Origin of the sequence: Desulfolithobacter dissulfuricans (genome assembly GCF_025998535.1) — a bacterium.
In the GTDB taxonomy this organism is placed as follows: Bacteria; Desulfobacterota; Desulfobulbia; order Desulfobulbales; family Desulfobulbaceae; genus Desulfolithobacter; species Desulfolithobacter dissulfuricans.
The window spans coordinates 152,095-176,806 of sequence record NZ_AP024233.1; the positions used below are offsets into that span (position 1 = coordinate 152,095).

Below are 24,712 nucleotides of genomic sequence, written 5' to 3' on the forward strand. Positions count from 1 at the left end.
TGAGCTTACGGGTTGGTTAACGGTTGGCACCCTGCCTTGACTGCAGGACCACGCAGCCCATGGGCGCCACCCGGGCCCTGGTGCCCGGTCGGACAACCGGGGCCTGGTCTGGTTTGAGAATATGGCTGGTGGAGTCGCTGTCGGCGGTGTCGATTATCCTGTGCCAGATTCGTCCGGTTCGAGGCTCAGGGGGAGGCGGGACCAGGAAGTGTTCGAGGGTGGTCCGATGGCCGTTGAGCATGACAAAGAAATCGTCATCACCGTCCGGAGGCAGGGTGGCGCCGTTCAGGGTAAAAGCGAGGATTCTGGCCTGTTCGGACCAGTCCTGCATGCCCGGTTCTCTGGCCTGCCAGATAATCTCCTGGGCCTGGGGTGGATGGTCGGGATCACTGCCGGGAACGAAGAAATCGTCCCGTCGGAAGATCGGGTGGGCTTTTCGCAGAGCGATAAGGTGCTGGAAAAACTGGTGCATGGAATGGTTTTTCTTCACCAGCTCCCAGTTGATCCAGGAAATTTTATTGTCCTGGCACCAGGCATTGTTGTTGCCGTGCTGGGTCCGGCAGAATTCGTCCCCGGCCACCAGCATGGGTACGCCCTGGGAGAGAAAGAGAATCACTGCCATGGTCCGGATGCGCCGGCGCCGCAGCTCGTTGATCGCCCGATCACCGGTCTCGCCCTCGACGCCGGAGTTCCAGCTTATGTTGTTGTTTTCCCCGTCCCGGTTGTCCTCGCCGTTCATCCTGTTGTGTTTTTTGTTGTAGCTCACCAGGTCCCAGAGGGTGAAACCGTCGTGGCTGGTAATGAAGTTGATGGAGTTGCATGGTCTCCGGTCACTGTGCTGGTAGAGATCCGAGCTGCCGGCTATCCGGGTGGCCAGGTGGGGTACCGAACCGGGCAGACCGCACATGAAGGCCCGGACATCGTCCCGGAAGCGGCCGTTCCATTCGGCCCAGCGCGGGTGGGTGGAAAAGCTGCCCACCTGGTAAAGTCCGGCTGCGTCCCAGGCCTCGGCAATGATCTTGGTATCGGCGAGCACCGGATCCTCGGCGATCATCTCCACCATAGGCGGGTTGGCCAGTACCTGGCCCTGCTGGTCACGGCCCAGGATCGAGGCCAGGTCGAACCGGAAACCGTCCACGTGCATCTCCACCACCCACCAGCGCAGGGAATCCATGATCAGGCTGCGGACAACCGGGTGGTTGCAGTTGCAGGTATTGCCGCAACCGGAAAAGTTGAGATAGGCCCGGGTCCACGGGTCGAGCAGGTAATAGATGGTGTTGTCGATGCCCTTGAAATGCAGGGTCGGCCCCTGGGCTCCGCCTTCGGCTGTATGATTGTAGACCATGTCGAGAATCACCTCGATTCCGGCCCGGTGCAGGGCCTTGACCATGTCCCGGAATTCGTCCAGGACCCGGGCGGGTTCACTGGCATAGCCACTTTTGGGGGCGAAAAAGGAGAGAGGGTTGTAGCCCCAGTAGTCCTTTAGCCGTTCTCCGGTATCCGGGTCGCGGAAAAAGCACTGGTTCTCGTCAAATTCAGTGACCGGCATGAGCTCCACCGCAGTGATTCCCAGCTCCCGAAGGTAGTCACACTGCTCGGCCACCCCGCGAAATGTGCCGGGATGGGCCACTCCGGAGGAGGGATGCCGGGTGAAGCCGCGGACATGCATTTCATAGATGATGGTGTCTTTGAGCGGCCTGGTCAGTGGCCGGTCGCCTTCCCAGTCATAGCAGGTATCCGGGACCAGGCTGCAGGGGGTCTGGCCCAGGCAGAAACGTTGTTTGCCCCAGGGTGCCGGACGGATGGCCCGGGTGTACGGGTCCAGCAGGACCAACCGGTCATCGAACCGGTGGCCGCTGCCATCGGGATCGTAGGGGCCTGCGAGCCGGTAACCATAGAAAAATTTCTCAGGCAGCTCCTGGAGCAGAATATGCCATACATCTCCGGTCTTGTTGATCTTCGGATCAAGGGGGATTTCTGTGCGCTGGAGGCCGGCATTGGTTTCCCGTTCAAGGATCAGGGAGACCTGTTCTGCATGGCGGGAAAACAGGGCGAAGTTGATTCCGTGCTGCAGGCGGGAAGGTCCCAGAGGCACCGGAACCCCAGGTTGAACCGGGAAGCTATTTTTCATCTTGACTTGATAATGGTTATTATTATATGCTGAATACATGGAGTAATAACACCAAGTATTACCTTACCCGGTTTCGCGTCCCGGCGCCATGCCAGTCATGGCGGCAACAGGGCATGAAACCACCATATCATGTGGAGGAATTATGGGCTTTTTCAAAAAAATCGGCCTGACCGACCATCCGACCATCGACTGGGAGATGACCCCTGAATACACCTTTGGAACCTTTGAGAGCTGGGGTGGCAAGGAGCGGGTCCGCAGCAAGCGGGAACGGATCTATTATTTTTTCATTGACAACTGGGGCGAGAAGCCCAAGCTTTGTCTTATGGAGCGCGGCATCCGCCATGCCCGGGTGGTGGCCGAGATCCAGGCCCCCCGTGACATGATTCAGCACTGCGTGGACAGCCAGGGCAAGGTGGCGCTCTTTGAGCGCAGTTTTGCCATTAACGAGCAGCTCAGGAAATGGCTCGAGGAAAACATCATCGAGACCGGTGATATCTCCAGGGTTGTGGTTCTCGAGGAGGAAAAAGGCGAGGTGCTTGGTGATCCCGGGCTGCCTTCCCGTCGGGATCCGCTGCCGGAAGGACTGCGTTGTGTGGAGCTGCCCTCCCAGCCCTGTGAGCTCAGCGAGGAGGACGTGACCCGTCTTGTCAGGGCCCATGATTTTGTCGACACGGACCGGAATCCCGAGGGGAATTTTACCGGCTACCTTGTGGATAATCACGATCATCTCACGGTTTCCGACCGGGCGACCGGGCTCATGTGGATGCGCTCCGGTATCGATATCATGAGTCACCGGATGATGAAAAAAGAGATCGAGCGCATCAACCGGGAGGGGTTTGCCGGCTTTACTGACTGGCGCCTGCCCACTATGGCTGAGGCCATGTCCTTGATGCGGAGGGAAAAAAGTGAGCGCGACCAGTTTTTGCACCCCTGTTTTTCCGCTGAGCAGCCTTTTATATTTGTTGCTGCCACCCGCAGCCCCGGAGGATACTGGTTCGTGGACTACAAACAGGGGCGAGCTTTCTGGTCCTCGGGAACCATCCCCGGTGGTTTCGGTCGCCTGTGCCGGACGGAAAAAGCAGCTGCCCGGTGAGAAAGCTGTTGAAGTATTGATTACCAAATTGTAAATATAACAACTGTGGCAATATGACCTGAACTGAACTGGAGCATGGTCCTGTGAAACATCGCATACTGGTTGTTGACGACGAAGAACAGATACGTTCGATGCTCACGCAGATGCTTGAGCAGGAGGGGTATGAGGTTCATACCGCAGAGAACGGGGAACAGGGCATGGATCTGGTCTGCCGGCATGCCTTTGACCTGGTGATCACCGACATGATCATGCCGGTAAAAGACGGGCTCAAGTTCATCATGGAGCTGGTGCGGGATTATCCGGATCTCAAGATCCTGGCCATCTCTGGCGGCGGGGCCATCAAAGCGGAACGGTATCTGACCATGGCCGGCTATCTGGGCGATATCGCCACCCTGGAGAAACCGTTCAAGCGTGAGACCCTGCTGGATATGGTACGGGAGCAACTCGACAAGGTATAAGGCACCACCCTGTTTTTTCAGGGCCTTGGCCAGGACATAAAAAAGGGCAGACGTTTTCGTCTGCCCTTTTTTTGTGCAGTGTTTTCTCTCAGTTGAGCGTGGCCTCTTTTTTCTGTTTTTTTTCGGTCTCCGCCCGGACCAGCTGGATCTGCTGTTTGCGCTTAAAACCGTATTCCACCAGGTGCTTGAGGTCATCCCACATGGTTTCGCTGCCCATGATCGCAACGACGATGGAGTCGCTGCCCCGGGTAAACATGCCCACGTAGGTCTGGCGGGCCGCATTGGTATAACCGGTCTTTCCTCCCACCGCCCCTTTGATCCGCCACAGGGCCTTGTTGTGGTTTGTCAGCACCTGGCCGTACGAGGTCCGCACTTTGGTCCGGTTGATTCGGCGGGCAAACTCTTCATCCTGCATTACGTGGCGGAAAAGCTGGGCCAGGTCCCGGGCCGTGGATTGCTGTCCCCGGGCGGTCAGCCCCGTGGCGGTCCGACAGACCGTATTCTTCGCCCCCCACAGCCGGGCCCTCAGCGTCATCATTTCGGCGAATTCCTTTTCACTGCCGGCAATATTTTCGGCCAGAGCCACGCTGGCGTCGTTGGCCGAGGCCAGCAGGACCGCGTCGATCATGTCCGAGGCCTGATAGGTCTTACGCGGATCAAGGTATATCTTGGAGCGGGGCATGCGCGAGGCCCGCTGGCTGACTTTGATGGTTTCTTTTTCTTTCAGTGATTTCAGGGCGATCATGCCTGTAAGGATTTTTATGGTCGAGGCCGGCTGCCTGGGGACATCGGCATTCTTGGCAAAGATGGTGTCCCCGGTCCTGGCGTCGATGACAATGGCACTGCGGGCACTGATTTTTTTTCTGATACTGGGGAGATAGCTTCCGGTCGCTCTGCCGGCCCTGGTCTTGACCGCCCTGATATCGCCCTTTCGGCCCAGGGTAATGATCTGGCTGGTGCTTGCTGATATGCTTTTGCCGGCCGACCGCACGGCGATCGCGGGTTTCTGCTTGGCGGTGGCGGTGAGGACAGGGATTTGTGCGGCATGGCTCACCGGATGGGCAGGGGAGAACAGGATGCAGATAATGAAAAAAAAGAAGACGGAGACCCGGAGGCGGTTCATGGAAGACATGGTCAAATAGTAAGAAGTATCTCTGGATATCACCTGATTGTTATATGGAGAAGAGGTCGCTGTCAAGGGTTTTGCCCGGGGAGGAAGGAGTTCCGGTTGCTTTACATCCCATTACTGTTTGACATTGCGCCGGTTTCAGGTAATATCCTGAGGGTTTACACGTAAACCGGCTTTGTCTGGCCGTATAAGCCCGGGTCAGGCCGGTGTTGGACACCATCTGGTTTGCCGTATCGATCACAGGAGAAAGCATGGGGGCTGAAACTACTGCGGGGCAGCACAGGGACGAGACAGCGCATCTGCCTGTCCTTGTCCAGAACTGCCGGACGCTCAATGATCTGCTCGATGTCAGTTGCCGTCGTTTTGCCGACCAGGCAGCCGTTGGCATGGCCCTGGAAGAGCCATTGACCTATGGCGAATTTTACCGGCGGGTGCTCCTGATTGCCGCCCGGCTCCAGGAGATGGGAATTTCCCACGGTGATCGGGTGGCCATTCTGGCGGAAAATTCCCATAACTGGGTTACAGCTTACATGGCCATTGTCCGCCTGGGTGCGGCCGCAGTTCCCATTCTCCCTGATCTGCCCGAGGCCGATGTCCATCACATCCTTGGTGAGATGGAATGCACGGTCCTCTTCATTACCCAGCGGCAGATTGAAAAGATTTATGATCTGCAGCAGAATCTGGAACAGGTGGTGACCCTGGACGACTACCACGACCAGTCAGGCGTGGTGGTCACTACCCCGTTTTCCACCTTTCTGGACGAGGCGGAACAGGTCTTTGGCGAGGCCTTTGAGGCGGAGTCGCTGACCTTTCCCGAGGTCTCGGGCGATGATCTGGCCTCCATACTGTACACTTCGGGCACCTCCGGGTTTTCAAAGGCTGTTATGCTCACCCACGGCAATCTCTGCGCCAACGGCTATTCGGCCAACGGCATCATCGATATCAATCCCGGTTCGGTCTTCCTTTCGGTCCTGCCCATTTCCCATACCTACGAATTTACGGTCGGCTTTATCCTGGCGCTCATCAAGGGGGCCCGAATCGTTTATGCCGGCAAGACGCCCACCCCGGCGGTGCTGCAGAAGATCTGTGCCAGGGAAAAGCCCCATGTCATGCTGGTGGTCCCCCTGATCCTCGAGAAGATCTACAAGAAGCGGGTTCTGCCGGCCATTGAACAGTCCCGGGTGCTGGGATTCTGCTGCCGCTTCCGCATGGGACGACGGTTTGTCTACCGTAAGATCGTCTCCCGGCTGGTGGAGTTCTTCGGCGGCCGGCTGCAGATCATGGGGATTGGCGGAGCAGCCCTCAATCCTGAGGTGGAGGCGTTTCTCCGGGAAGGAAACTTTCCCTACCTGGTGGGCTATGGCCTGACCGAGTCGGCACCGCTGATCTCCGGCGGGCCGGAAAACGATTCCACCATCGCCCTCGGCTCGGCCGGCAAGCCCGTGCCCGGGGTGGAGGTCCGCATCGATGACCCTGATCCGGAGACCGGGATCGGCGAGATCCTGGCCACGGGTGAAAACATCATGCAGGGTTACTGGAACGATCCCGAGGCCACCAACGAGGTGTTCACCGATGACGGCTGGCTGCGGACCGGTGATCTGGGCTTTGTCGACGAGGCCGGCAACCTGCATATCAGGGGCCGCTGCAAGTCGGTGATCGTCATGGCCAGCGGCGAGAATATCTATCCTGAGGCCATTGAGCATAAACTCAATGCCTATCCGTTCGTGGTGGAGTCCCTGGTCCTGGAAAACAATGGTGTCCTGGAGGCCTGGATCTATCCCGATTACGAGCTGATCGACAACGAGACCCGGGGCCAGAGTCGGACCCAGCGCCACCAGTACATATCCGGCCTGCTCGACCAGATGCGCACCGAGGTCAACGCCCAGTTGCCCATCAATTCCCGGCTGTCCCGGATTCTGGAGCGGCGGGAGCCCTTTATCAAGACAGCCACCCATAAGATCAAACGGTACCTGTATTCGGCAGAAAACATGCTGCCTTGAGCCTGGGCTCCAGGGTGGCTTACCAGAGATAAAGAATAAAGGAGGAACGTGGATGAAGAAGATAGTTGGCACCAGCGCCCTGATTACCCTGCTCGCCGCCGGATCGGTCTATGCCGGCGGGTACCGGATTCCGGAGCAGTCGGTCAACTCCCTGGCCAGGGCCGGTGCGTACACAGCCTACACCCCCAATGCCGATGCCAGTTATTTCAACCCGGCCAACATGTCATGGCTTCCGGACCGCGGCTTGGTGGATGTCAACCTGATCTATATCAACCTGCCGTCCGTGACCTACACCGATGACCGTTCCTCTGCGTACAACGGCGAATCGAAAGAGGAGCATTTCTTTCTCCCCACCATCTTTGCGGTGTCTCCCGACTACAGCGGCTTCCGGGTCGGGTTCAGCCTGGCCTACCCCGGTGGCCTGTCCAAGCAGTGGGACCAGCCTTACCCGAAAACCTTTGCCGAGGAATTTTCCCTCAAGGTCATCGAGTTGGGCTCCAGCGTCTCCTATAAATTCTGCGATAAATTTTCCTTCGGCGGCGGCCTGCGGGTGATCTATTCCGATGCCCAGGTGAAGAGTAATGGTCAGATCGACGATACCCTGGGAGGTGTTTATGCCAGCAGGGACATGGATGGCGACACTCTGGAGCTGGGTTTCAACCTTGCGGCCAGTGTCAGGCCTGTCAAAGAGTCCAATATATCGGTGACCTACCGGTCCATGGTCGACCTCGGTTTCGATGGCACGGCCGATCTCTGGCGTTCCATTCCGCTGATTAACAGCGAGGCGACGTACAAAGGTCCTGGTTCGGTGGAGGTGCCCCTGCCTGCCATCCTGGCCATCGCCGGCTCGTACACCTTTTTTGACCGCTTGACCGTGGAACTGGAGTATGACCGGACCTACTGGTCCGAATATGAACATCTGGACTTCATTTACCCCTCACCACTTGCCGATCCTGTCCTGTACGCAGCTTTCGATGATCCCAAGCGCAAGGACTGGAAAGATACCGATTCCTGGCGCATCAGCGTGGTCTACGACGTCAACGAAGCCCTGACCCTGATGGCAGGTTTTGCCATTGACGAGAATCCGATCCCGGATTCCACCCTGGGCTTCGATCTGCCGGATTCCGACGCCAAACTCTATTCCCTTGGCTTCCGCTACCGGATGTCCGAGAAGCTGGAGATCGGCGCAGCCTATCTCTACGATGACAAGGACAGCCGCAGCGTCACCAACGACTATATCGACGGTACCTTTGACGACGGCGGAGCCCACCTGGTCAGCGTTGGCTTCAGCTATACCTTGTAGGCCCAACTTCTCCCAATGGGCCCGCATCAATGAGCAGGCCTGTGGTTTTGTCCGGGCGGAGTGATCTGATAACAGATCGCTCCGCCTTTTTTTGTGCCGAAACTTCTGTCTTCTGCGTCTCAGCCCAGGAGCAGGTTGTTGGCAAAGCGGATGATGGGCATGATGATCCTGGGGATAATCCCGATGTAGAAAAGAACCAGCAGGAGGATAAAACCAAAGGGCTCCAGCCGGGCATAGCTGCGGGCCAGGTCTTCCGGCAGTACGCCCATGAGAATCTTGGAGCCGTCCAGGGGCGGGATGGGCAGGCAGTTGAAGACCGCCAGCATGATGTTGATCCAGACCGAGGCTACCAGCATGCCGGCCAGCGGCCGGAGGACAAACATGGGCAGGATCGGCATCATGATCAGGATCTTGGCCAGGATGGCGCTGGCCACAGCCAGCAGCAGGTTGGCCCCCGGTCCGGCCAGGGCTACCAGCAGCATGCCTTTGCGCGGATCCTTGAAATAGGAGGGATTGACCGGTACCGGTTTGGCCCAGCCGATTTTCATGATGATAAAGGCGATGACCCCCAGTGGATCCAGATGTTTGAGCGGATTGAGGGTCAGTCGACCGGCGTTCCGGGCCGTGGGGTCGCCCAGGTTATAGGCCACGTAGCCGTGCGCCAGCTCATGGAAAGTGAGGGCGAAAAGAAAGGGCGGCGCCAGGATGATAAGTTGTTGAATGGTATGGTTGATGTCCATGCTGTCCTAATGTAGTGGAATAATAAAAAATAAAAGCGTTCATGTCGCCGGGCCCGTCCGGACCCGGAGCGGTGGCTCCCATGGCGTTGCCGTCTTGGCCAGGATCGTCTCCGCACACTTTCCAAAACAGGTAACCATTTTCAGGCGAAATGCAGCCTGCCGGAAGAGGAAATCAGGCCTGGTTCATGTCATCTTCCTGTTCTTCCGTGTCGGTTTTTCGCGCCTTGTCGCCATATTTTTCCAGGATGAACTCCCTGGCTGTCTTCTTGTCGGTTATCTCACCGTTGAGTTGGGTCTCGATCAGGTGGTTGAGCATGGTCCGGTACAGGGGGCCGGGGGTAAAGCCCATCTCCTGCAGGTCGTGGCCGCTCAGGAGCGGTTGGACCTTGCGCAGCTCGGTGACGAACCGGGACACGGCCTGCTGGATATGTTTTTTCCGGGCAATGGCCATCAGGTAGAGTAATCCTTCGTTGTCCAGGTCCTGGAGCAGCCAGTAGATTTCGCTGGGCTTCATGTGCGGCCGATGGAGCATGTCCCGGGCGATGCGGTCAGCCGCCGCCTTTTGCCGGACCAGGGTCTTCTCCAGTTTTTCCGGCAGTTCGAACCGTTTGCAGAAATTGATCAGTTCCCGGATCCGCGAACGGCTGTAGATGGCCAGCAGGTAAACGATCCATGGTTCACATTTTTCCTTGAGATAGAGCAGTTTGAACCAGGAGATGGCCCGTCCGGCCTGGGTGAGGACGTGGACAAAGCGGCGGTCAATCTTGAGGTTGGGGCGCAGATCCGGCCACAGGAACTGGAACAGGTCGAACTGGGCCATGCGCCGCAGGGCCGGGATCGGGTTGTCCTCGGAGAGAATCTGTTTGAGCTCACCCAGGAACCGGGGGCCGGAAAACCGGTCAAAAAGGTTCATCTTTACTGCGTTGCGGATCAGCTTCTCCGTGTGCCGGGTGATATGGAAGTCGAGCCGCTGTTCGATGCGGATGGCCCGGAAGATCCGGGTGGGGTCTTCGACAAAGCTCAGGTTGTGCAGGACCTGGATACGGCGTTCCCGGAGGTCGTTCTGGGAGCTGAAGAAGTCGATCAGGGTGCCGAAATGCTGCGGATTGAGATGGATGGCCATGGCGTTGATAGTGAAATCCCGGCGAAAGAGATCAAGCTTGATGGAGCTCAGCTCCACGGTGGGCATGGCGGCCGGATACTCGTAGTACTCCAGCCGGGCCGTTGCCACGTCCAGTCGCTGGCCGTCCGGGAGAATAACCGTGGCGGTGGCGAATTTTTCATGGGTTCGGACAGAGCCGTCGAGGCGTCTGGCCAGTTCTTTGGCAAAGCGGATTCCGTTGCCTTCGATGACGATATCAATGTCGAGGTTTTTCGTCTGCAGAAGCAGGTCACGGACAAAGCCGCCCACTACATAGGCATTGTAGCCCAGGTCCTCGGCCACGGTGCCGATCTTCTGCAACAGTACCATGATGTCCCGGCCCAGGTTTTCCGCCATCAGGTTGCTCAGGTTGCGGGTTCTGGCCACCGAGGGATGTTCGTCTTCCTGGAGCAGACCTTTGGGCAGGTGGGACGGGTCCCCGACCAGCAGGTTGAGGAGGTCGGTACGGGTGATCACTCCCTTGACCCGTTCGTCCTCCACCACCGGAATCAACCGCTGCCGGTATTCGATGATCAGCTCCTGGATGTCGGCTAGGGTGGCGTCGGGCGGCAGGGTGGCGATTTCCGTGGTCATGTATTCGCTCACCGGCAGGTGGCCAAGCTTGTGAAAGATCGCCTTTTCCACCACCCGCCGGGATATGAGGCCCAGTACCCCGGTGGGCTCGGTGGTTTTGTCCGGGCCTGCGGCCTTTTCCACCACCGGCAGGACCGTGATATTGTAGCGGGTCAGGAGCTGATTGGCCTCCTCGATGCAGACATCCGGGGTCACGGCGATCACCGGTGAGGACATGAGTTCGCCGGCCATGGCCCGGGGACGTACGTAGCGGTGCAGCAAATGGACAAGTTTGTCTTCTGCTTCAAAAAGCGTCATGTCCCTGATGGTGGCCGAGGCGGCCGAGGCATGGCCGCCGCCGCCAAAATCCCGGGCGATGAATCCCACATTGACCTCTGGAATCCGACTGCGGGCAATGAGATAGAGCCTCTCTCCCATCTGGAGCAGGGCAAAGAGGGCATCCAGGTTTTCCATGACCATAAGGCGTCGGACAATGACAGCGAAGTTGTCCACATATTCGGGCAGGGTCAGCTTGGAGACCGCGATCTCCACCGAGCCTATGGTGTAAGTCGTGGTGTTTTTGATCAGATCGCCCAGCAGTCCCACCTGGTCCGAGGAGAGGTCGACAGAAAGAAACTGGGTGACGATATCCAGATTGGCACCCTGCTCAAGCAGCCAGGCAGCAGCTTCCAGGTCGGCGGGGGTGGTGGTGGAGTGCAGGAACGAGCCGGTGTCTTCGTAGATCCCCAATGCCATCAGGGTGGCTTCCTCCGCAGAGACCTCTATCTTCCGCTCACGAAAGATCCGGGTGAAGATAGTGGTGGTTGAGCCAAGCGGCTCGACGATTTCCAGGGTTGCCCCCAGGTCCGAGGGCGAGTCGGGATGGTGGTCGTAGAGGTGCAGTTCCAGGCCATGATTGGTCAGGCAGCGGGCCAGGGGGCCGATACGCCGGGCCTGCCGGGTGTCCACCACGATGAGGCGTCTGATCTTCTCCGGCTCAATATGCTTGAGTTTTTTGAAGTCATAGAGATTGCGCATCTCCTGGGCCAGATAAAGCCGCACGTTTTTTTCCTGCGATCCGGCAAAGACCAGTTCAGCCTCGGGATAGAGTTTTCTGGCGGCAATCATGGAGGCCAGGCCGTCGAAATCAGCATTGAGGTGGGTGGTGATCACTTCCATGATGGGGCGCGCCCTCCCTGTATGGGCCTTGGAATCGGCTCGGAGTTGTTCATTTGGAGGCTTGCTCCTCCCTGGTCTGGACCCTGATCAGGGGGATCTGCTGCCTGGCCAGGTCGCCCCGGGTGATGGAGTTACCGTCCAGGATACGTTGCCTGATCATGGCTTCCAGTTGTTCTCCCTGCCTGTCCAGGAAACCCTGAAGGGCGGGTTTGCGCAGGATGACCCCGCGGGACAGCAGTGTCTCGCCGCGTTCCCGGGCGATGTGATTGAATAGCTTGACCGTGCATCTGCCTCGATTTTCGGGTCGGATCTCCGGGGTGGAAATTGGAGGTTCCGGCTGGCTTCGGAGGGTGCGGTGGCGGCCGCCCCGGCGGAAAATTGCCCCGGCCAGACCAGGCATGGCGGCAGACAGAGCCAGGATTGCTCCGTCCGGGAGCTCCAGGTCAACGCTGTCGGCCGGGATGGAGTTGAGGAAGATTGTCTGAATCCGCTCCTGCAGGTAGCTGTCGGTGAAGTTCGGCAGGGTGCGGAGGAGTTGGCGGATGGTCTGGCCGGGTTTGAGTTTCACAATAAAGCCACTCTGGAGCATGGAGGTGAACCGGATTGTTGTCCCGGGCTCAATCACGAGTTCCAGGGTCGGGATCTGCTCAGGGGTGCATGAGGGGGGCTGGCAGGTAACCATAGTTCTCTCCAGGCGCGGTTTCAACCGCTCCAGCTGTAGATAAGAGGCAGGGTGCCAAAGGCGATCAGGATTCCCAGGCCAACCATGGCCGAGGTCAGCCGCGGCTTGAGCCCGGCAATGGAGGCCATGGCTCCGGCCGTGACCATGGGCGGCATACCGGTTTCAAAGATGGCCACCCGCACCGCGGTACCGCTCAGGCCAAGGAGCCGGCACAGGTAGAGAAAAAGCAGCGGCACCACCAGCAGCCGCAGCAGCAATCCGGCGCCAAAGGGGATCAGTTCCCGGCGGGGCAGGAGGATCTGGACCTGGAAACCGATGGCCACGAGCACCACAGGAACCAGGGAGGAGGCCGTGGTTTCCAGCAGTCTGTCTACCCAGCCCGGTACGGCGCCCACGGGCAGGAAAAGGGCCACCATCAGGGCCATGAAAGGTGGAAAGAGGAGGATCTTTTTCAGGACCGACGCCAGGGTCTGTTTTTCGCCAGTGCCGTACAGGGCCAGGATGACCGTACCATAAGTTGACAGAGCCAGAAAGGAGCCGAACTGATCGTAGAGCAGGGCGTAGCGCACCGCGCCGCCGCCGAAGTACTGTTCCACCATGGGGATGCCAAGAAAGGAGGTATTGCCCAGCGGCACCATGAGCAGCAGGGCACCGGTGGTTTCCCGGTCCCAGTGCAGGAGCTTTGCCAGGGCGTATACCAGGCCCGCCGAGCAGAATACCACCAGCCAGGGCATGAGAACCGGGACCAGAACCGAGGTGGAAAAATCAAGCCCGGGGACCCGGTCGAGGATCAGTGCCGGCAGGGCGAGATAGATAACGTACAGGTTGAGACTCCTGTCCGTATCAGCAGGGAAGACCGCAAGCCAGCGGCAGCCTTGGCCGGCCAGCAGGAGGATGAGAAAGGGCAATGTCTGTTCCATGGTAATCAGGGTATTGTGTCACAGGTTCTCTATCCATGTGGTTCATGTTTATCAAATCTTACCTGCAGGGTATCCGTGCGGTCCCCGGGTGGCAAGTTGAAATTTTCCTGCGGGTACAATCGGTCCGGAAGGCCGCCATAGGGAGGTGGATCCACCTCTGGAGAGGCATTTAAATATGCTTGACAAAAATGCCGGTGGTTTATATAGTTATCTGCTCTAAGGATTGATGGGCGGGTGTAGCTCAGTTGGCAGAGCACAAGCTTCCCAAGCTTGGGGTCGCGGGTTCGAGCCCCGTTGCCCGCTCCAACGCAAAGCGCGTCGATCCGCTGGTTCGCATGATTTCAGATGTGCGGGTTGGCAGGTGTCATACGCCGGTACTGTGTCGGTGTTTTGAAAGTGGGCTCTGCCCGCTTTTTTTATTGCTTTTTGCCGGGACCTGCACTTCTGCTGAAACGGAGGGGGCGGGGTCGAATGGATATATGGTCCGGGTTCCGTGGTGGCCTGGGAAAGATGTGAGTGGTCGAGATGGAGTCTGAAAATAATCCGATAATACAGGCTATTGAAGCCTATGCAACGCCCCTGCTCCGCGACATGGGCCTGGAGCTTGTGGAGGTGCAGTATCGCCGTGAAGGACATGGCTGGGTTGTGCGGCTCTTTATCGACCGGGAAGGCGGAGTCACCATTGATGACTGTGCCTCGGTAAGCCGACAGTTGAGCGCCTGGCTCGATGTGGAAGATCTGATCAGCCACGCCTACAATCTGGAAGTTTCGTCGCCCGGTCTGGAACGACCGCTGAAGAAGCGGGAAGACTTTATCCGTTTTGCCGGACGCAAGGCGCGGGTCAAGCTCCAGGAGCCCCTGGATGGACGGCGGGTCTTCACCGGCATCATCGATCGGGTCGAGGAGGACGGTGTGGTGCTGCTCCTTGATGAGGGGCCTGTTACCCTGGCCTTTGATGCCATGGCCCGGGCCCGGCTGTCACTCTGACCGGGACCGGGAAACCGAATAACCAGTATGGCTGGACCAGGTAAGCGACCGAAGGGAGACTCCGGGTAAGCGACCGAAGGGAGACTCCGGGTTTTGGCACTGTTCAGCCGCAACTACTTTGATAATCACCTTGGCAACCCCACACCCCGGGGCGATTTTTATATAGATATTGCCGGGCGGCCCCAGGCCCGGAACGCCAGAGACGAAAAAGAATGCACGCCGGACAAAACGGCAACCGTGTGAGGTGGAGAAGTAAAGAAAATGTTTACAGACTTGAAGCGGATAATCGATCAGATCAGCCGGGACAAAGGTATTGACCGGACACTGTTGGTAGAAGCCATTGAGGAGGCCGTGCGTTCTGCTGTCAGGAAGAAATACGGAAGCCGCCGGGATATCGAGGTTCAGTTCAACGAGGAACTGGGCGAGGTGGAGGTTTTTCAGTTCCGCACCGTTGTCGAAGAGGTGGAGGACGAGGAAACCGAGATCTCTCTTGAAGAGGCCCGGGTCCTGGATCCTGAGGTCGAGCTTGGCGATGATCTGGGTGAAAAGCTGGAAAATATTGCCGATCTTGGCCGGATCGCGGCCCAGTCGGCCAAGCAGGTCATCATCCATCGGATGCGCGACGCCGAGCGGGAGGTCATCTACGAGATGTTCCGCGACCGGCAGGGTACCATTGTCAACGGTATTGTCCAGCGATTCGAGCGGGGCAACATGATCGTCAACCTGGGCCGGACCGATGCGGTTCTGCCCCGGGAGGGCCAGATTCCCAAGCGCTCTTTCAAGCAGGGAGACCGAATCCGGGCCTATCTCCTGGAAGTGCGCCAGGACAGCCGGGATTCCCAGCTCATCCTGAGCCGAACCTGCAACGAATTTCTTATCAAACTCTTTGAGATGGAAGTGCCGGAGATTGCCGAGGGAATCGTCAAGATCATGGGTGCCTCCCGTGAGCCCGGTTTCCGGGCCAAAATAGCGGTCTCCTCTCTGGAGTCGGATGTGGATCCGGTGGGCGCCTGTGTCGGCCTCAAGGGATCCCGGGTCCAGAATGTGGTCCAGGAACTCCAGGGCGAGCGTATCGATATCGTCCCCTGGAATCCGGATCCGGCCAAGTATGTCTACAACGCCCTGGCCCCGGCCGAGGTTTCCATGGTTATTGTCGATGAGGACGAACACCAGCTGCTGGTGGTGGTTCCCGATGATCAGCTGTCGCTGGCCATCGGCCGCCAGGGTCAGAATGTGCGGCTGGCCTCCCGGTTGATCGGCTGGCGGATCGACGTCAAGAGCGAGACCCGGTACGCCAACCTGGAGGATAAGGGATACCAGACCCTGATCGCCATTGAAAGCGTGGATGAGAACCTGGCAGACAAGCTCTTTGCCGCCGGCATCCGCTCGGCCAGAGACCTGGCATCGGCTGACATCGAAGAGCTGATGCAGCTGGCGATGATCGATGAGGAGCGGGCCCTGGAACTCAAGGACCTGGCCGCTGCCTGGGTGGCTTCGGCTCCCGAGGCCCTGGCCGCCCTGGAGCGTGGTGAGGACGAGGAGGAGTTTGAGGCTGCTCCCGGTAATGTCATCGAGGGTGGAGGGGAACCGGAACCGCTCGAACCGCCCGATTCAGAAGGTTTTGAGCAGTCGGGAACCGAGGGGGGCGAGGAGATCGTTGCCGCTGAACCGGATTCCGCAGAAGCGGTAGTCGAGCACTCGCCATCCGGAGACAGTGCCCAGGCAGAGGAAGGTGCTCTGGATCAGGAAAGCGGGGACAGCACCGACCGGTGAAACGGGGGCATGTGCCGATCCGTATGTGCCGTGGCTGTGGACGGCGAGCGCCGAAACAGGAACTGGTGCGCTTTATCTGGGATCATGGCGAGATCAGGGAAGATGCCTCGGGCAACATGCCGGGACGCGGCGTATACTGCTGCGAGAACACAGTGTGCCGTACGCGGCTGTTGAAAAAAAAGAACATGAAAATACTGAAGCAGGCATTGCGGCTTCAACTTGATAAGGGCATTTTGAGAAAAGAGAGTTCTCGGAAAAGCCAAGAGTTTGACGGGAGTAATAGATGAGCAGGGTCCGTGTTTACGAGCTGGCCAAAGAGGCTGGTTTCAAAAGTAAAGAGCTGGCTGACAAGCTGATAGCATTGGGCTATCCGATCAAGAGCCATAGCTCAACGGTTGACGAGGCTACGGCCGCCGAGATTCGCCGCAAGGTGTTTGGTTCTGGTACTATTGAAGTCGGGGAAGAGCGGATTACGGTCAGGAAAAAACCTGCTGTCGTCAGGACGAAAGTCACTACGGTCCGGCGCCGCTCCAGGGCGGAGAAGGAAGAAACCGCCCGCAAGGCCGAAGAGGAGCTGCTCGCAGCCCAGGCCTCCCTGGAGGAAGAAAAGGCTGCTGCCGCCAAGGAGAGGGTTGCGGAGCCGGAGGTCAGGGAAGAAAGCGAAGCACCGGCGGTTACCCCGGAAGGTGAAACAACGGAGGCAGGAGCTGCACCTGAGGCCGTGGAGGGTACTCCTCCGGCGGCCGGGGCTGAGCAAGAGCCTGCGTCGGCGCCTGAGGTACCAGCTGGTGCCGGAGAAGTAGCCGGCAAAGGAATCCGGGAAGAAGATCCCGAAACCACTGGCAAAGAGACCGGCGGATCTGCTCAGCCCATCGCCGAGGAACCTCCGGTTCAGCCGGCCAGGCCGGAGGTCAAACGGGCCAAGGGTTTGGCCAGGGTGGTTGGTAAAGTTGATATCAAGGTCGAGCCCGAGCGGCCGCGGCCCCAGCGACGTACCGGTCGACTCCAGGCCGGTGGTGCACCAGCCGTGGCCGATGCCGGTCCGGGACCTGCAGCCAGACCCGCAGGCAAGGGCAAGGGTAAAAAGAAATCCGTGGTCGATGCCGGCGGCGACAACGGATTTGGCAAGCCGCGGAAGAAAGGCGGTCGCAAGGGCCGCAAGGTGGACTTCAGCCGCGGGGACGAGGCTGAATTTGTCCGCTATCGCAAGAAGAAGAAAAAAGGCGGGGCCAGGCGTGACAAGACACCTTCGGCTCCTGTCGCCGAGACCAAGGCCATCAAGAAGCGGATCAAGGTCTTTGAGACCATTACCGTGGGTGATCTTGCAAAACGAATGGGGGTCAAGGCCAGCGAAGTGATTGCCCAGCTCATGGGACTCGGGGTCATGGCCACGGTCAACCAGGCCCTGGATGTGGATACCGCCACCCTGGTTGCTGCCGACTTCGGCTACGAGGTCGAGCAGGGCATGACCGAAGAGATCGAAATCATGCAGCTCCAGGAGCAGGAAGAGGGGGGCGAGGAGCAGCCGCGTCCGCCGGTGGTCACGGTCATGGGTCATGTCGACCATGGTAAGACATCCATCCTGGATGCCATCCGCAAGACCGATGTGGCCTCGGGCGAGGCGGGCGGTATTACCCAGCATATAGGCGCCTATCATGTCCAGGCATCCTCGGGCGGGGTCACCTTTGTCGATACCCCAGGTCATGCCGCCTTCACCGAGATGCGCTCCCGTGGAGCCCAGGTTACCGATATTGTGGTCCTGGTTGTGGCCGCCGATGACGGGGTCATGGATCAGACCCGCGAGGCCATCGCCCACGCCAAGGCCGCCGGGGTGCCCATTGTTGTCGCGGTCAACAAGATCGACAAGGACAACGCTGATCCGGAACGGGTCAAGCGGGAACTGGGTGAATTCGGGCTGATCCCCGAGGAGTGGGGTGGTGATACCATCTACTGCGAGACCTCGGCCAAGCGTAATATCGGCATCGACGAGCTGCTGGAAAATATCCAGCTCCAGGCGGAAATTCTGGAACTCAAGGCCGATCCCAGCCGTAAGGCCCGCGGAACGGTGATCGAGGCCCAGCTCCATAAGGGCCGTGGTCCGGTGGCCACCGTCCTGGTCCAGGAAGGAACGCTTCGGGTCGGGGATTATTTCGTCGCCGGGCTCTATTCGGGCAAGGTCCGTTCCCTGACCAATGATCGCGGTGAGCAGGTCAGGGAAGCCGGGCCCGCCATGCCGGTGGAGGTCCAGGGGCTGTCCGGAGTGCCTTCGGCCGGTGACGAGTTCGTCGTGGTCAAGGACGAGAAGATGGCCAAGTCGGTTTCGGCCTCCCGACAGCTCAAGGCCCGGGAAACCGAGCTGGCATCGGCCTCCAAAGTTTCGCTGGACAATCTCTTTGAAAAGATTGCCGAGCAGGAGGTCAAGGAACTGCGGATCATCCTCCGGGCCGATGTCCAGGGTACTCTGGAGGCCTTTGGCCAGGCGGCGGAAAAACTTTCCACCGACGAGATCCGGGTTCGGGTCCTGCACGAGGGGACCGGTTCGATCACGGAAAACGATATCCATCTCGCGGCCGCCTCAGATGCCATCATCATCGGCTTCAATGTCCGGCCCACGGTCAAGGTCAAGGAACTGGCCGAACGGGAGCAGGTGGATGTCCGGTCCTATGATGTCATCTATCATGCCCTGGAGGATATCCAGAAGGCCATGGTCGGTATGCTGGAGCCAACCTACGAGGAACAGGTGATCGGCACGGCCGAGGTTCGGGAAACTTTCCAGGTGCCCAAAGTCGGCACCATTGCCGGCTGTTTTGTCATCGATGGCAAGATTGAGCGCAACGCCGGGGTCCGGGTCCTGCGGGACGGGGTGGTCATTTACAACGGCAAGATCGCTTCGCTCAGGCGTTTCAAGGATGATGTCAAGGAAGTCCAGTCCGGGTACGAGTGTGGTATCGGGGTGGAAAACTTCAATGACATCAAGGTCGGAGATCACCTTGAGGCCTACACCATGATCGAGGTGGAAGCCACCCTGTAACCAGCATGGCTGGACCGGGTAAGCGACCGAAGGGAGACTCCGGGTTTCGGCACTGTCCAGCTACAATAAATCATGAAAATCACCCCGCAATTACTTAAGGTTGTGGTGGTTTTCGACTAAACTTCTATTGGAGTTTTCCGGGTCAGGGTAGGAGGCGGGACCGGCTTTCCGCTCTTTCCGCGGCCCGCCCCGGCAACTCCTGAAGATATCTGGATAACGAGCAGACCATACGAATGGATTTTGATTTTACCCTGCCTGGTCTGGGTCGTCCGCAGAGCGCGCGGCCCAAACGGGTGGGAGAGGCGATACAGCGCGAGCTGGCAATGCTTTTGCTCCGCAAGGTGCGGGATCCCAGGCTGCATCAGGTGACTGTGACCAGTGTGGAAATGTCCCCGGACCTGAAGCGGGCCAAGGTGTTCTTCATCGTGGCCCTGGGCGGTGACTCTGCCAAAGCGCGCAAGGGACTGGAACGGGCCCGCGGTTTTTTCCGGACCCACATAGCCAGGACCCTGAACCTGCGCTACACCCCGGACCTGATTTTCCGTCAGGACATGGAAAACAGGGGCGCGGACCGGCTTGAGGAACTGTTTGCGGAAATCGCCCGACAGAGGAACGATGATGGCGACAATTCCTGATTCCATAGTCCAGGCTATCCGGGAAACCTCCAATATCGTCCTGGCCACCCACATCAACCCGGATGGTGACGCTCTTGGTTCCCTGCTGGGACTGGCAAGTGTTCTCGAGGCCATGGGTAAGGAGGTCGTGCGGTACCTGGAGGAACCGGTATCGCATCTCTATGATTTTCTGCCCGAGACCCAGAAGGTGGTCAACGACCTGGGGTCGGTGCAGCGTTTTATCGAAGAGTCCGGGGATGATATTCTTGCTATTTCCCTGGACTGTGGTGATATGCAGCGGCTTGGCCAGAGCGGTCCCTGGCTGATGAAGACCCGCCCTTTCGTGGTGATCGACCACCATAAGGGCAATAACGGCTTTGGGGACCTGACCTGGATCGAACCGCACCGATCCTCCACCGGCGAGATGATCTATGACCTGGCCTGCGTCCTGGGCCAGCCGCTGTCCAGAAACGCGGCCGTCTGTCTCTATACCGCCATTCTTACCGATACCGGATCATTCCACTACGAATCCACCAGCGCCCACACTTTTGAGGTGGCCTCTCGGCTCCTGGAGTGTGGCGTCCAGCCGGACAAGGTGGCCCAGAGTCTGTATGACAACTATACCGTCGGTCGCCTTCGGCTCATGCAGCTGGTCCTGGCCACCCTGGAGACTTTTTACCAGGACCGCATTGCCCTGCTCCGGGTGACCCGTTCCATGCTCGGACGGACTGGGACGGGCCTGGAGGATACGGAAAATTTCATCAACCTGGCCCGTTCCATCGCCACCGTGGAGGTGGCGGTGTTTTTCAAGGAGACCGATAATAACATGATTTCGGTCAGCCTGCGGGCCAAGGGTCACTGTGATGTGGCCAGGGTGGCGGCCCGGTTCGGGGGCGGCGGACATCGCAACGCCGCAGGTTTCCGGCAGTCAGGCCTCGATATGGACCGGCTCCGCGACCGGTTGCTGCCCCTGCTCATGCAGGAACTGGAAAGCTGAGCATGACGGCCGATATATCCACCGGAGCGCAACAGTTTGCCGGTGTGTTTCTCCTTGATAAACCCGCAGGCATGACCTCGTTTGCGGTGGTCCGCACGGTGCGGCGGCTGCTGGGGATAAAGAAGGTGGGCCACGCCGGGACCCTTGATCCCTTTGCCACCGGTCTGCTCATTGTCTGTGCCGGCCGGCCGGCCACCCGGCTCATTGACCGGTTCATGGCTGGAACCAAGGAGTATGTGGCCATACTGCAGCTCGGCGAGGAGACCGAGACCCAGGATCCGGAAGGAAAGGTAACCTCCGTGTGCCAGGTTTCGGATTTTGACGACTCACGCATCGATCAGATCCTGCAGGGCTTTGTCGGCCCGGGACTGCAGGCACCGCCACCCTTTTCGGCGGCCAAGCACAGGGGAAAACCGCTCTACCATTATGCGCGCCAGGGGATAATGATTGAAAAAGAGCCCAAGGCCATTGAAATTTATTCTCTTGTCCGGGATCACTACGATCCGCAGACCCATCGGTTGACCATCACGGTCACCTGCAGCCGCGGGACCTATATCCGGGTGCTGGCGGCAGACATTGGCCGGGAATTGGGCTGTGGCGCTCATCTCGTGGCTCTGCGGCGGATACGGAGCGGCTCGTTTTCCGTCGCCGAGAGTCTGCCGGTCGCGGAGCTCTCAACCGGGGAGGGCCGGGAGCGGCTGCTGGAGTCCATGCTGCCGCTTGAGAGTGTGCTGCAGATACTGGATCAGACCTAAATCCTGCAGTTGTCCGGCATTCGAACGTCGATACAGGCACATCTACTGCGTCGGTTTCACCGGTTTCGTGCTCGACGTACCAACAGTACGCCTGCGCCGAAACCGGCTCGCCTCCTTGTATCTGCACCTGTCTCGACGTTCTCGGTGCACGAACAGTCATGCGGCCTGGGCGCATGACGACTGTAGGATTTAGGTCAGACAGAAACGGTTTTGCCATAGAAAAGGTTTGGCAGGGCCGGTGACCGCTTGCCTGTTCCCCTGTCGGGATGCAGATTTTTCTTGTCTCTTTCATCCCTGTCTGGTTTGTAGGGAAGGAGAAACGGTGGCGCGCAATGATATTGAGTTTTGCGCTTCAGGTGGGTATGTTTCAGCTCACGACCCTGAGCAGGGGTAGCGAGCTGAAACATGGTACCTGCAGCGGGTACTTTTTATAGATGATGTAGATTGTATTGTCCTGCGGATCGCCCCTCTGGTCCGGGTAACAGGGCATGGTATCCAGACTCCTGCGGAGGCTGAGGGAAACGCGCCCGGCGCGTTAACGGCTTCCCTGGCAGCAGAAGGAAAACAATTGGAGGTGCATTGTGGCACAGGACGCAACCAAGAAGAAAGAAATCATTGAAAAATTCAAAACGCATGAGGGTGATACCGGTTCCCCGGAGGTACAGATCGCTCTGCTCACCGACCGGATCCAGTATCTGACCGAGCATTTCCGGACCCACCACAAGGATCATCATTCCCGCCGTGGTCTGCTGAAGCTTGTCGGTCAGCGGCGGAGTCTGCTGCGGTATCTCAAGCGAAAAGACATCAACCGGTACCGGAGCCTGATCAAGGAACTCGGTATCCGTAAGTAGTTTATCTGTCAGGTAATCAGAACTCCGGGGGCAGGGCCCCCGGAGTGTTTTTGCAGGAAAATCATCTGGGCTCAAACGTGGGTGGAGGGTGATTTTCAAGGTCAGCCATGGTGGTCACGACCTTGGGCAGGGGGACCGCCAGGCTGGTTTATTTCACATCAGGAAGACATAAGATGGAAAACAAAAGATAGCAGCTTGCTGTCTTCTGTCCTCTGTCTTCTGTCTTCCGACCGAAGGAGTGTACATGTACAAGAAAGTAGAAACTGAAATCGGTGGCCGTACCATCGCCGTCGAAACTGGAAAAATCGCCAAACAGGCCAATGGATCGGTGGTGGTTTCCTGCGGGGATACCATCGTCCTGGTTACGGCGGTGGGTGAAAAACAGTCCAAGGACATGGGGTTTCTCCCCCTTACCATCGAATACCAGGAGCGTCTTTATGCCGCCGGTCGAATTCCGGGCAGCTATTTCCGCCGCGAAATCGGCCGGCCCAGTGAAAAGGAAGTGCTGACCTGCCGTCTCATCGACCGGCCGCTGCGGCCTCTGTTCCCGGAAGGCTACATGAACGAGACCCAGGTCATCATCACGGTCTTTTCCGCCGACCAGGAGATCGACCCGGATATCCTGGCCATGAACGGAGCTTCGGCTGCGCTCATCATCTCGGACATTCCCTATGCCACTCCCATCGCCGCTGCCCGGGTGGGCTATGTGAACGGCGAGTACATTCTCAACCCGACCAGGAGCGAACTGGAAGAATCGGCCATGGACCTGGTGGTCGCCGGTACCCGTTCCGCTGTGGTCATGGTTGAGGGCAGTGCCGGTGAGCTGTCCGAAGAGGTGGTCATGGAGGCCATTTTCTTTGCCCATCAGGGGATTCAGCCGCTCATTGACATGCAGGAGAAACTGCGTGAGGAGGTGGGCAAACCCAAGTGGGAGGTGACGCCGCCGGCCATCGACGAGACCCTCAGGGCCCGGGTGGAAGAACTGGCCGCCGAGGGCATGGAGAAAGTGGTTAACACTGCCGCCAAGATGGAACGCAGTGCGGCCTATGACGAGCTCAAGGCCCAGATCCTCGAACAGCTCGACGAGGAAGAGTACGAGAGCGAGTCCCAGGTCTTTTCCCTGCTTGGCGACTACAGGAAACGGGTCATGCGCGAACAGCTGGTCCAGCAGGGTAAACGGCTGGATGGCCGGTCATTCGACGAAGTGCGGCCGGTGAGCTGCGAGGTGGGCTGTCTGCCGCGCACCCATGGATCGGCCCTGTTCACCCGGGGGGAAACTCAGGCCATGGTGGTCTGTACCCTGGGATCGGAGCGTGATGAACAGCATCTGGAAGGGCTTAGCGGCGATGAATACCGCCATTTCATGCTCCATTATAATTTCCCGCCGTTCTGTGTCGGCGAGGTCCGTTTCCTACGTGGTCCCAGCCGGCGCGATATCGGTCACGGTACCCTGGCCCGGCGTGGCCTCGAGGCGGTACTGCCCGATGAAGAGACTTTCCCCTATGTCATCCGGATCGTCTCAGAGGTCCTGGAGTCCAACGGCTCCTCTTCCATGGCCACGGTCTGTGGTGGATCCCTGGCCCTGATGGATGCCGGTGTGCCCATCAAGGCCCCGGTCTCCGGCGTGGCCATGGGACTGATCAAGGAAGGGGACAAGCTGGTGGTGCTCACCGATATCCTCGGCGATGAGGATCATCTGGGCGACATGGACTTCAAAGTGGTGGGAACCGCCAAGGGTATCACCTCCCTGCAGATGGACATCAAGATCGATGGCGTTGACCGTGACGTGATGACCCGGGCCCTGGCCCAGGCCCGCGACGGCCGCCTGCATATCCTCGAGAAGATGACCGAGGCCCTTCCTGAGCCCCGGGGAACACTCTCCGAGCATGCGCCCAAGTACATCACCATGCAGATCAATCCGGATAAGATCCGGGATATCATCGGTCCGGGCGGCAAGGTGATCCGGGAGATGACCGCCGAGTTCGACGCCAAGATCGAGGTCGAAGACAACGGTACGGTCAAGATCTTCACCACCGATGGTGAAGCGGCCAAGGGCCTGGTTGCCCGTATCGAGGAATTGACCGCCATGCCTGAAGTGGGCCGGATCTACGAGGGCGTGGTGAAGACGGTCAAGGATTTCGGTGCTTTTGTCGAAATTCTTCCCGGTACCGATGGCATGGTCCATATTTCCGAACTGGAAAACCGGCGGGTCAACAAGGTCACCGACGTGCTCAACGAAGGAGATACCGTCCGGGTCAAGGTCCTGGAAATCGATAACCGTGGCCGTATCCGGCTGAGCCGCAAGGCCGCGTTGGAAGAAAAAAAATAAAAATAGAACAGATCCTGGTCTCTGAC

General features: G+C 58.7%; 20 protein-coding genes and 1 tRNA gene. 15 read left to right on the forward strand and 6 right to left on the reverse strand.

The window, feature by feature from the left end; translation table 11 throughout:
- Positions 1-16: 16 nt before the first annotated feature.
- Positions 17-2,131, reverse strand: a complete 2,115-nt coding sequence (glgX, locus tag GF1_RS00650; RefSeq protein ID WP_267927696.1) for a glycogen debranching protein GlgX — start codon at positions 2,129-2,131, stop codon at positions 17-19.
- Between the two features lie 142 nt (positions 2,132-2,273).
- Between glgX and GF1_RS00655 the strand changes: the two genes are divergently transcribed.
- On the forward strand, positions 2,274-3,224 hold the full coding sequence (locus tag GF1_RS00655; protein WP_267927697.1) for an Lcl C-terminal domain-containing protein: 951 nt from the start codon (positions 2,274-2,276) through the stop codon (positions 3,222-3,224).
- 83 nt (positions 3,225-3,307) lie between these two features.
- On the forward strand, positions 3,308-3,682 hold the full coding sequence (locus GF1_RS00660) for a response regulator (RefSeq protein WP_267927698.1): 375 nt from the start codon (positions 3,308-3,310) through the stop codon (positions 3,680-3,682).
- Positions 3,683-3,770: 88 nt separating this feature from the next.
- Here GF1_RS00660 and GF1_RS00665 read toward each other — a convergent pair whose 3' ends face one another.
- Positions 3,771-4,805 (reverse strand): D-alanyl-D-alanine carboxypeptidase family protein, encoded by a 1,035-nt coding sequence (locus GF1_RS00665; RefSeq protein WP_267927699.1) that lies wholly within the window; start codon positions 4,803-4,805, stop codon positions 3,771-3,773.
- A gap of 257 nt (positions 4,806-5,062) precedes the next feature.
- Between GF1_RS00665 and GF1_RS00670 the strand changes: the two genes are divergently transcribed.
- Positions 5,063-6,811: an AMP-binding protein gene (locus GF1_RS00670; RefSeq protein ID WP_267927700.1), complete on the forward strand. Its 1,749-nt coding sequence runs from the start codon at positions 5,063-5,065 to the stop codon at positions 6,809-6,811.
- A 52-nt stretch (positions 6,812-6,863) separates the two neighbouring features.
- A complete protein-coding gene (locus GF1_RS00675; protein WP_267927701.1) occupies positions 6,864-8,114 on the forward strand; it encodes an OmpP1/FadL family transporter in 1,251 nt (416 codons plus the stop codon).
- 119 nt (positions 8,115-8,233) lie between these two features.
- Here GF1_RS00675 and GF1_RS00680 read toward each other — a convergent pair whose 3' ends face one another.
- The 4 genes from GF1_RS00680 to GF1_RS00695 all read right to left on the reverse strand — a co-directional run bounded on the left by GF1_RS00680 (position 8,234) and on the right by GF1_RS00695 (position 13,349).
- Complete coding sequence (locus tag GF1_RS00680; protein ID WP_267927702.1) at positions 8,234-8,854, reverse strand: site-2 protease family protein; 621 nt, start codon at positions 8,852-8,854, stop codon at positions 8,234-8,236.
- A gap of 172 nt (positions 8,855-9,026) precedes the next feature.
- Positions 9,027-11,747: a CBS domain-containing protein gene (locus GF1_RS00685; protein WP_267927703.1), complete on the reverse strand. Its 2,721-nt coding sequence runs from the start codon at positions 11,745-11,747 to the stop codon at positions 9,027-9,029.
- Positions 11,748-11,796: 49 nt separating this feature from the next.
- Positions 11,797-12,429: a hypothetical protein gene (locus GF1_RS00690; RefSeq protein ID WP_267927704.1), complete on the reverse strand. Its 633-nt coding sequence runs from the start codon at positions 12,427-12,429 to the stop codon at positions 11,797-11,799.
- A gap of 20 nt (positions 12,430-12,449) precedes the next feature.
- Positions 12,450-13,349 (reverse strand): AEC family transporter, encoded by a 900-nt coding sequence (locus GF1_RS00695; RefSeq protein WP_267927705.1) that lies wholly within the window; start codon positions 13,347-13,349, stop codon positions 12,450-12,452.
- 230 nt (positions 13,350-13,579) lie between these two features.
- On the opposite strand from GF1_RS00695, the gene GF1_RS00700 reads away from it, so the two are divergent.
- The 11 genes from GF1_RS00700 (at position 13,580) to pnp (ending at position 24,686) form a co-directional block, all read left to right on the forward strand.
- A tRNA-Gly gene (locus GF1_RS00700) sits at positions 13,580-13,655 on the forward strand.
- A 219-nt stretch (positions 13,656-13,874) separates the two neighbouring features.
- Positions 13,875-14,336 carry a ribosome maturation factor RimP gene (gene rimP / locus GF1_RS00705; RefSeq protein WP_267927706.1) on the forward strand — a complete coding sequence of 154 codons (462 nt, stop codon included), beginning with the start codon at positions 13,875-13,877 and terminating at the stop codon, positions 14,334-14,336.
- 93 nt (positions 14,337-14,429) lie between these two features.
- The gene (locus tag GF1_RS00710) at positions 14,430-14,579 is read left to right on the forward strand and encodes a hypothetical protein (RefSeq protein ID WP_267927707.1); all 150 of its coding nucleotides are present in this window, start codon (positions 14,430-14,432) and stop codon (positions 14,577-14,579) included.
- Positions 14,580-14,597: 18 nt separating this feature from the next.
- Positions 14,598-16,109: a transcription termination factor NusA gene (nusA, locus tag GF1_RS00715; RefSeq protein ID WP_267927708.1), complete on the forward strand. Its 1,512-nt coding sequence runs from the start codon at positions 14,598-14,600 to the stop codon at positions 16,107-16,109.
- Between the two features lie 23 nt (positions 16,110-16,132).
- Positions 16,133-16,396, forward strand: a complete 264-nt coding sequence (locus GF1_RS16325; protein WP_353740434.1) for a YlxR family protein — start codon at positions 16,133-16,135, stop codon at positions 16,394-16,396.
- The gene (infB, locus tag GF1_RS00720) at positions 16,393-19,140 is read left to right on the forward strand and encodes a translation initiation factor IF-2 (RefSeq protein WP_267927709.1); all 2,748 of its coding nucleotides are present in this window, start codon (positions 16,393-16,395) and stop codon (positions 19,138-19,140) included. Before GF1_RS16325 ends, infB begins: the two co-directional genes overlap by 4 nt.
- A 233-nt stretch (positions 19,141-19,373) precedes the next feature.
- Positions 19,374-19,775: a 30S ribosome-binding factor RbfA gene (gene rbfA / locus GF1_RS00725; RefSeq protein WP_267927710.1), complete on the forward strand. Its 402-nt coding sequence runs from the start codon at positions 19,374-19,376 to the stop codon at positions 19,773-19,775.
- Positions 19,756-20,751, forward strand: a complete 996-nt coding sequence (locus GF1_RS00730; protein ID WP_267927711.1) for a DHH family phosphoesterase — start codon at positions 19,756-19,758, stop codon at positions 20,749-20,751. The genes rbfA and GF1_RS00730 overlap by 20 nt, the downstream gene beginning before the upstream one ends.
- Before the next feature lie 2 nt (positions 20,752-20,753).
- Positions 20,754-21,506 carry a tRNA pseudouridine(55) synthase TruB gene (gene truB, locus GF1_RS00735; RefSeq protein WP_267927712.1) on the forward strand — a complete coding sequence of 251 codons (753 nt, stop codon included), beginning with the start codon at positions 20,754-20,756 and terminating at the stop codon, positions 21,504-21,506.
- Between the two features lie 581 nt (positions 21,507-22,087).
- On the forward strand, positions 22,088-22,357 hold the full coding sequence (gene rpsO, locus GF1_RS00740; RefSeq protein ID WP_267927713.1) for a 30S ribosomal protein S15: 270 nt from the start codon (positions 22,088-22,090) through the stop codon (positions 22,355-22,357).
- A gap of 244 nt (positions 22,358-22,601) precedes the next feature.
- Positions 22,602-24,686, forward strand: a complete 2,085-nt coding sequence (gene pnp, locus GF1_RS00745) for a polyribonucleotide nucleotidyltransferase (protein WP_267927714.1) — start codon at positions 22,602-22,604, stop codon at positions 24,684-24,686.
- The last annotated feature ends 26 nt before the right edge of the window (positions 24,687-24,712 follow it).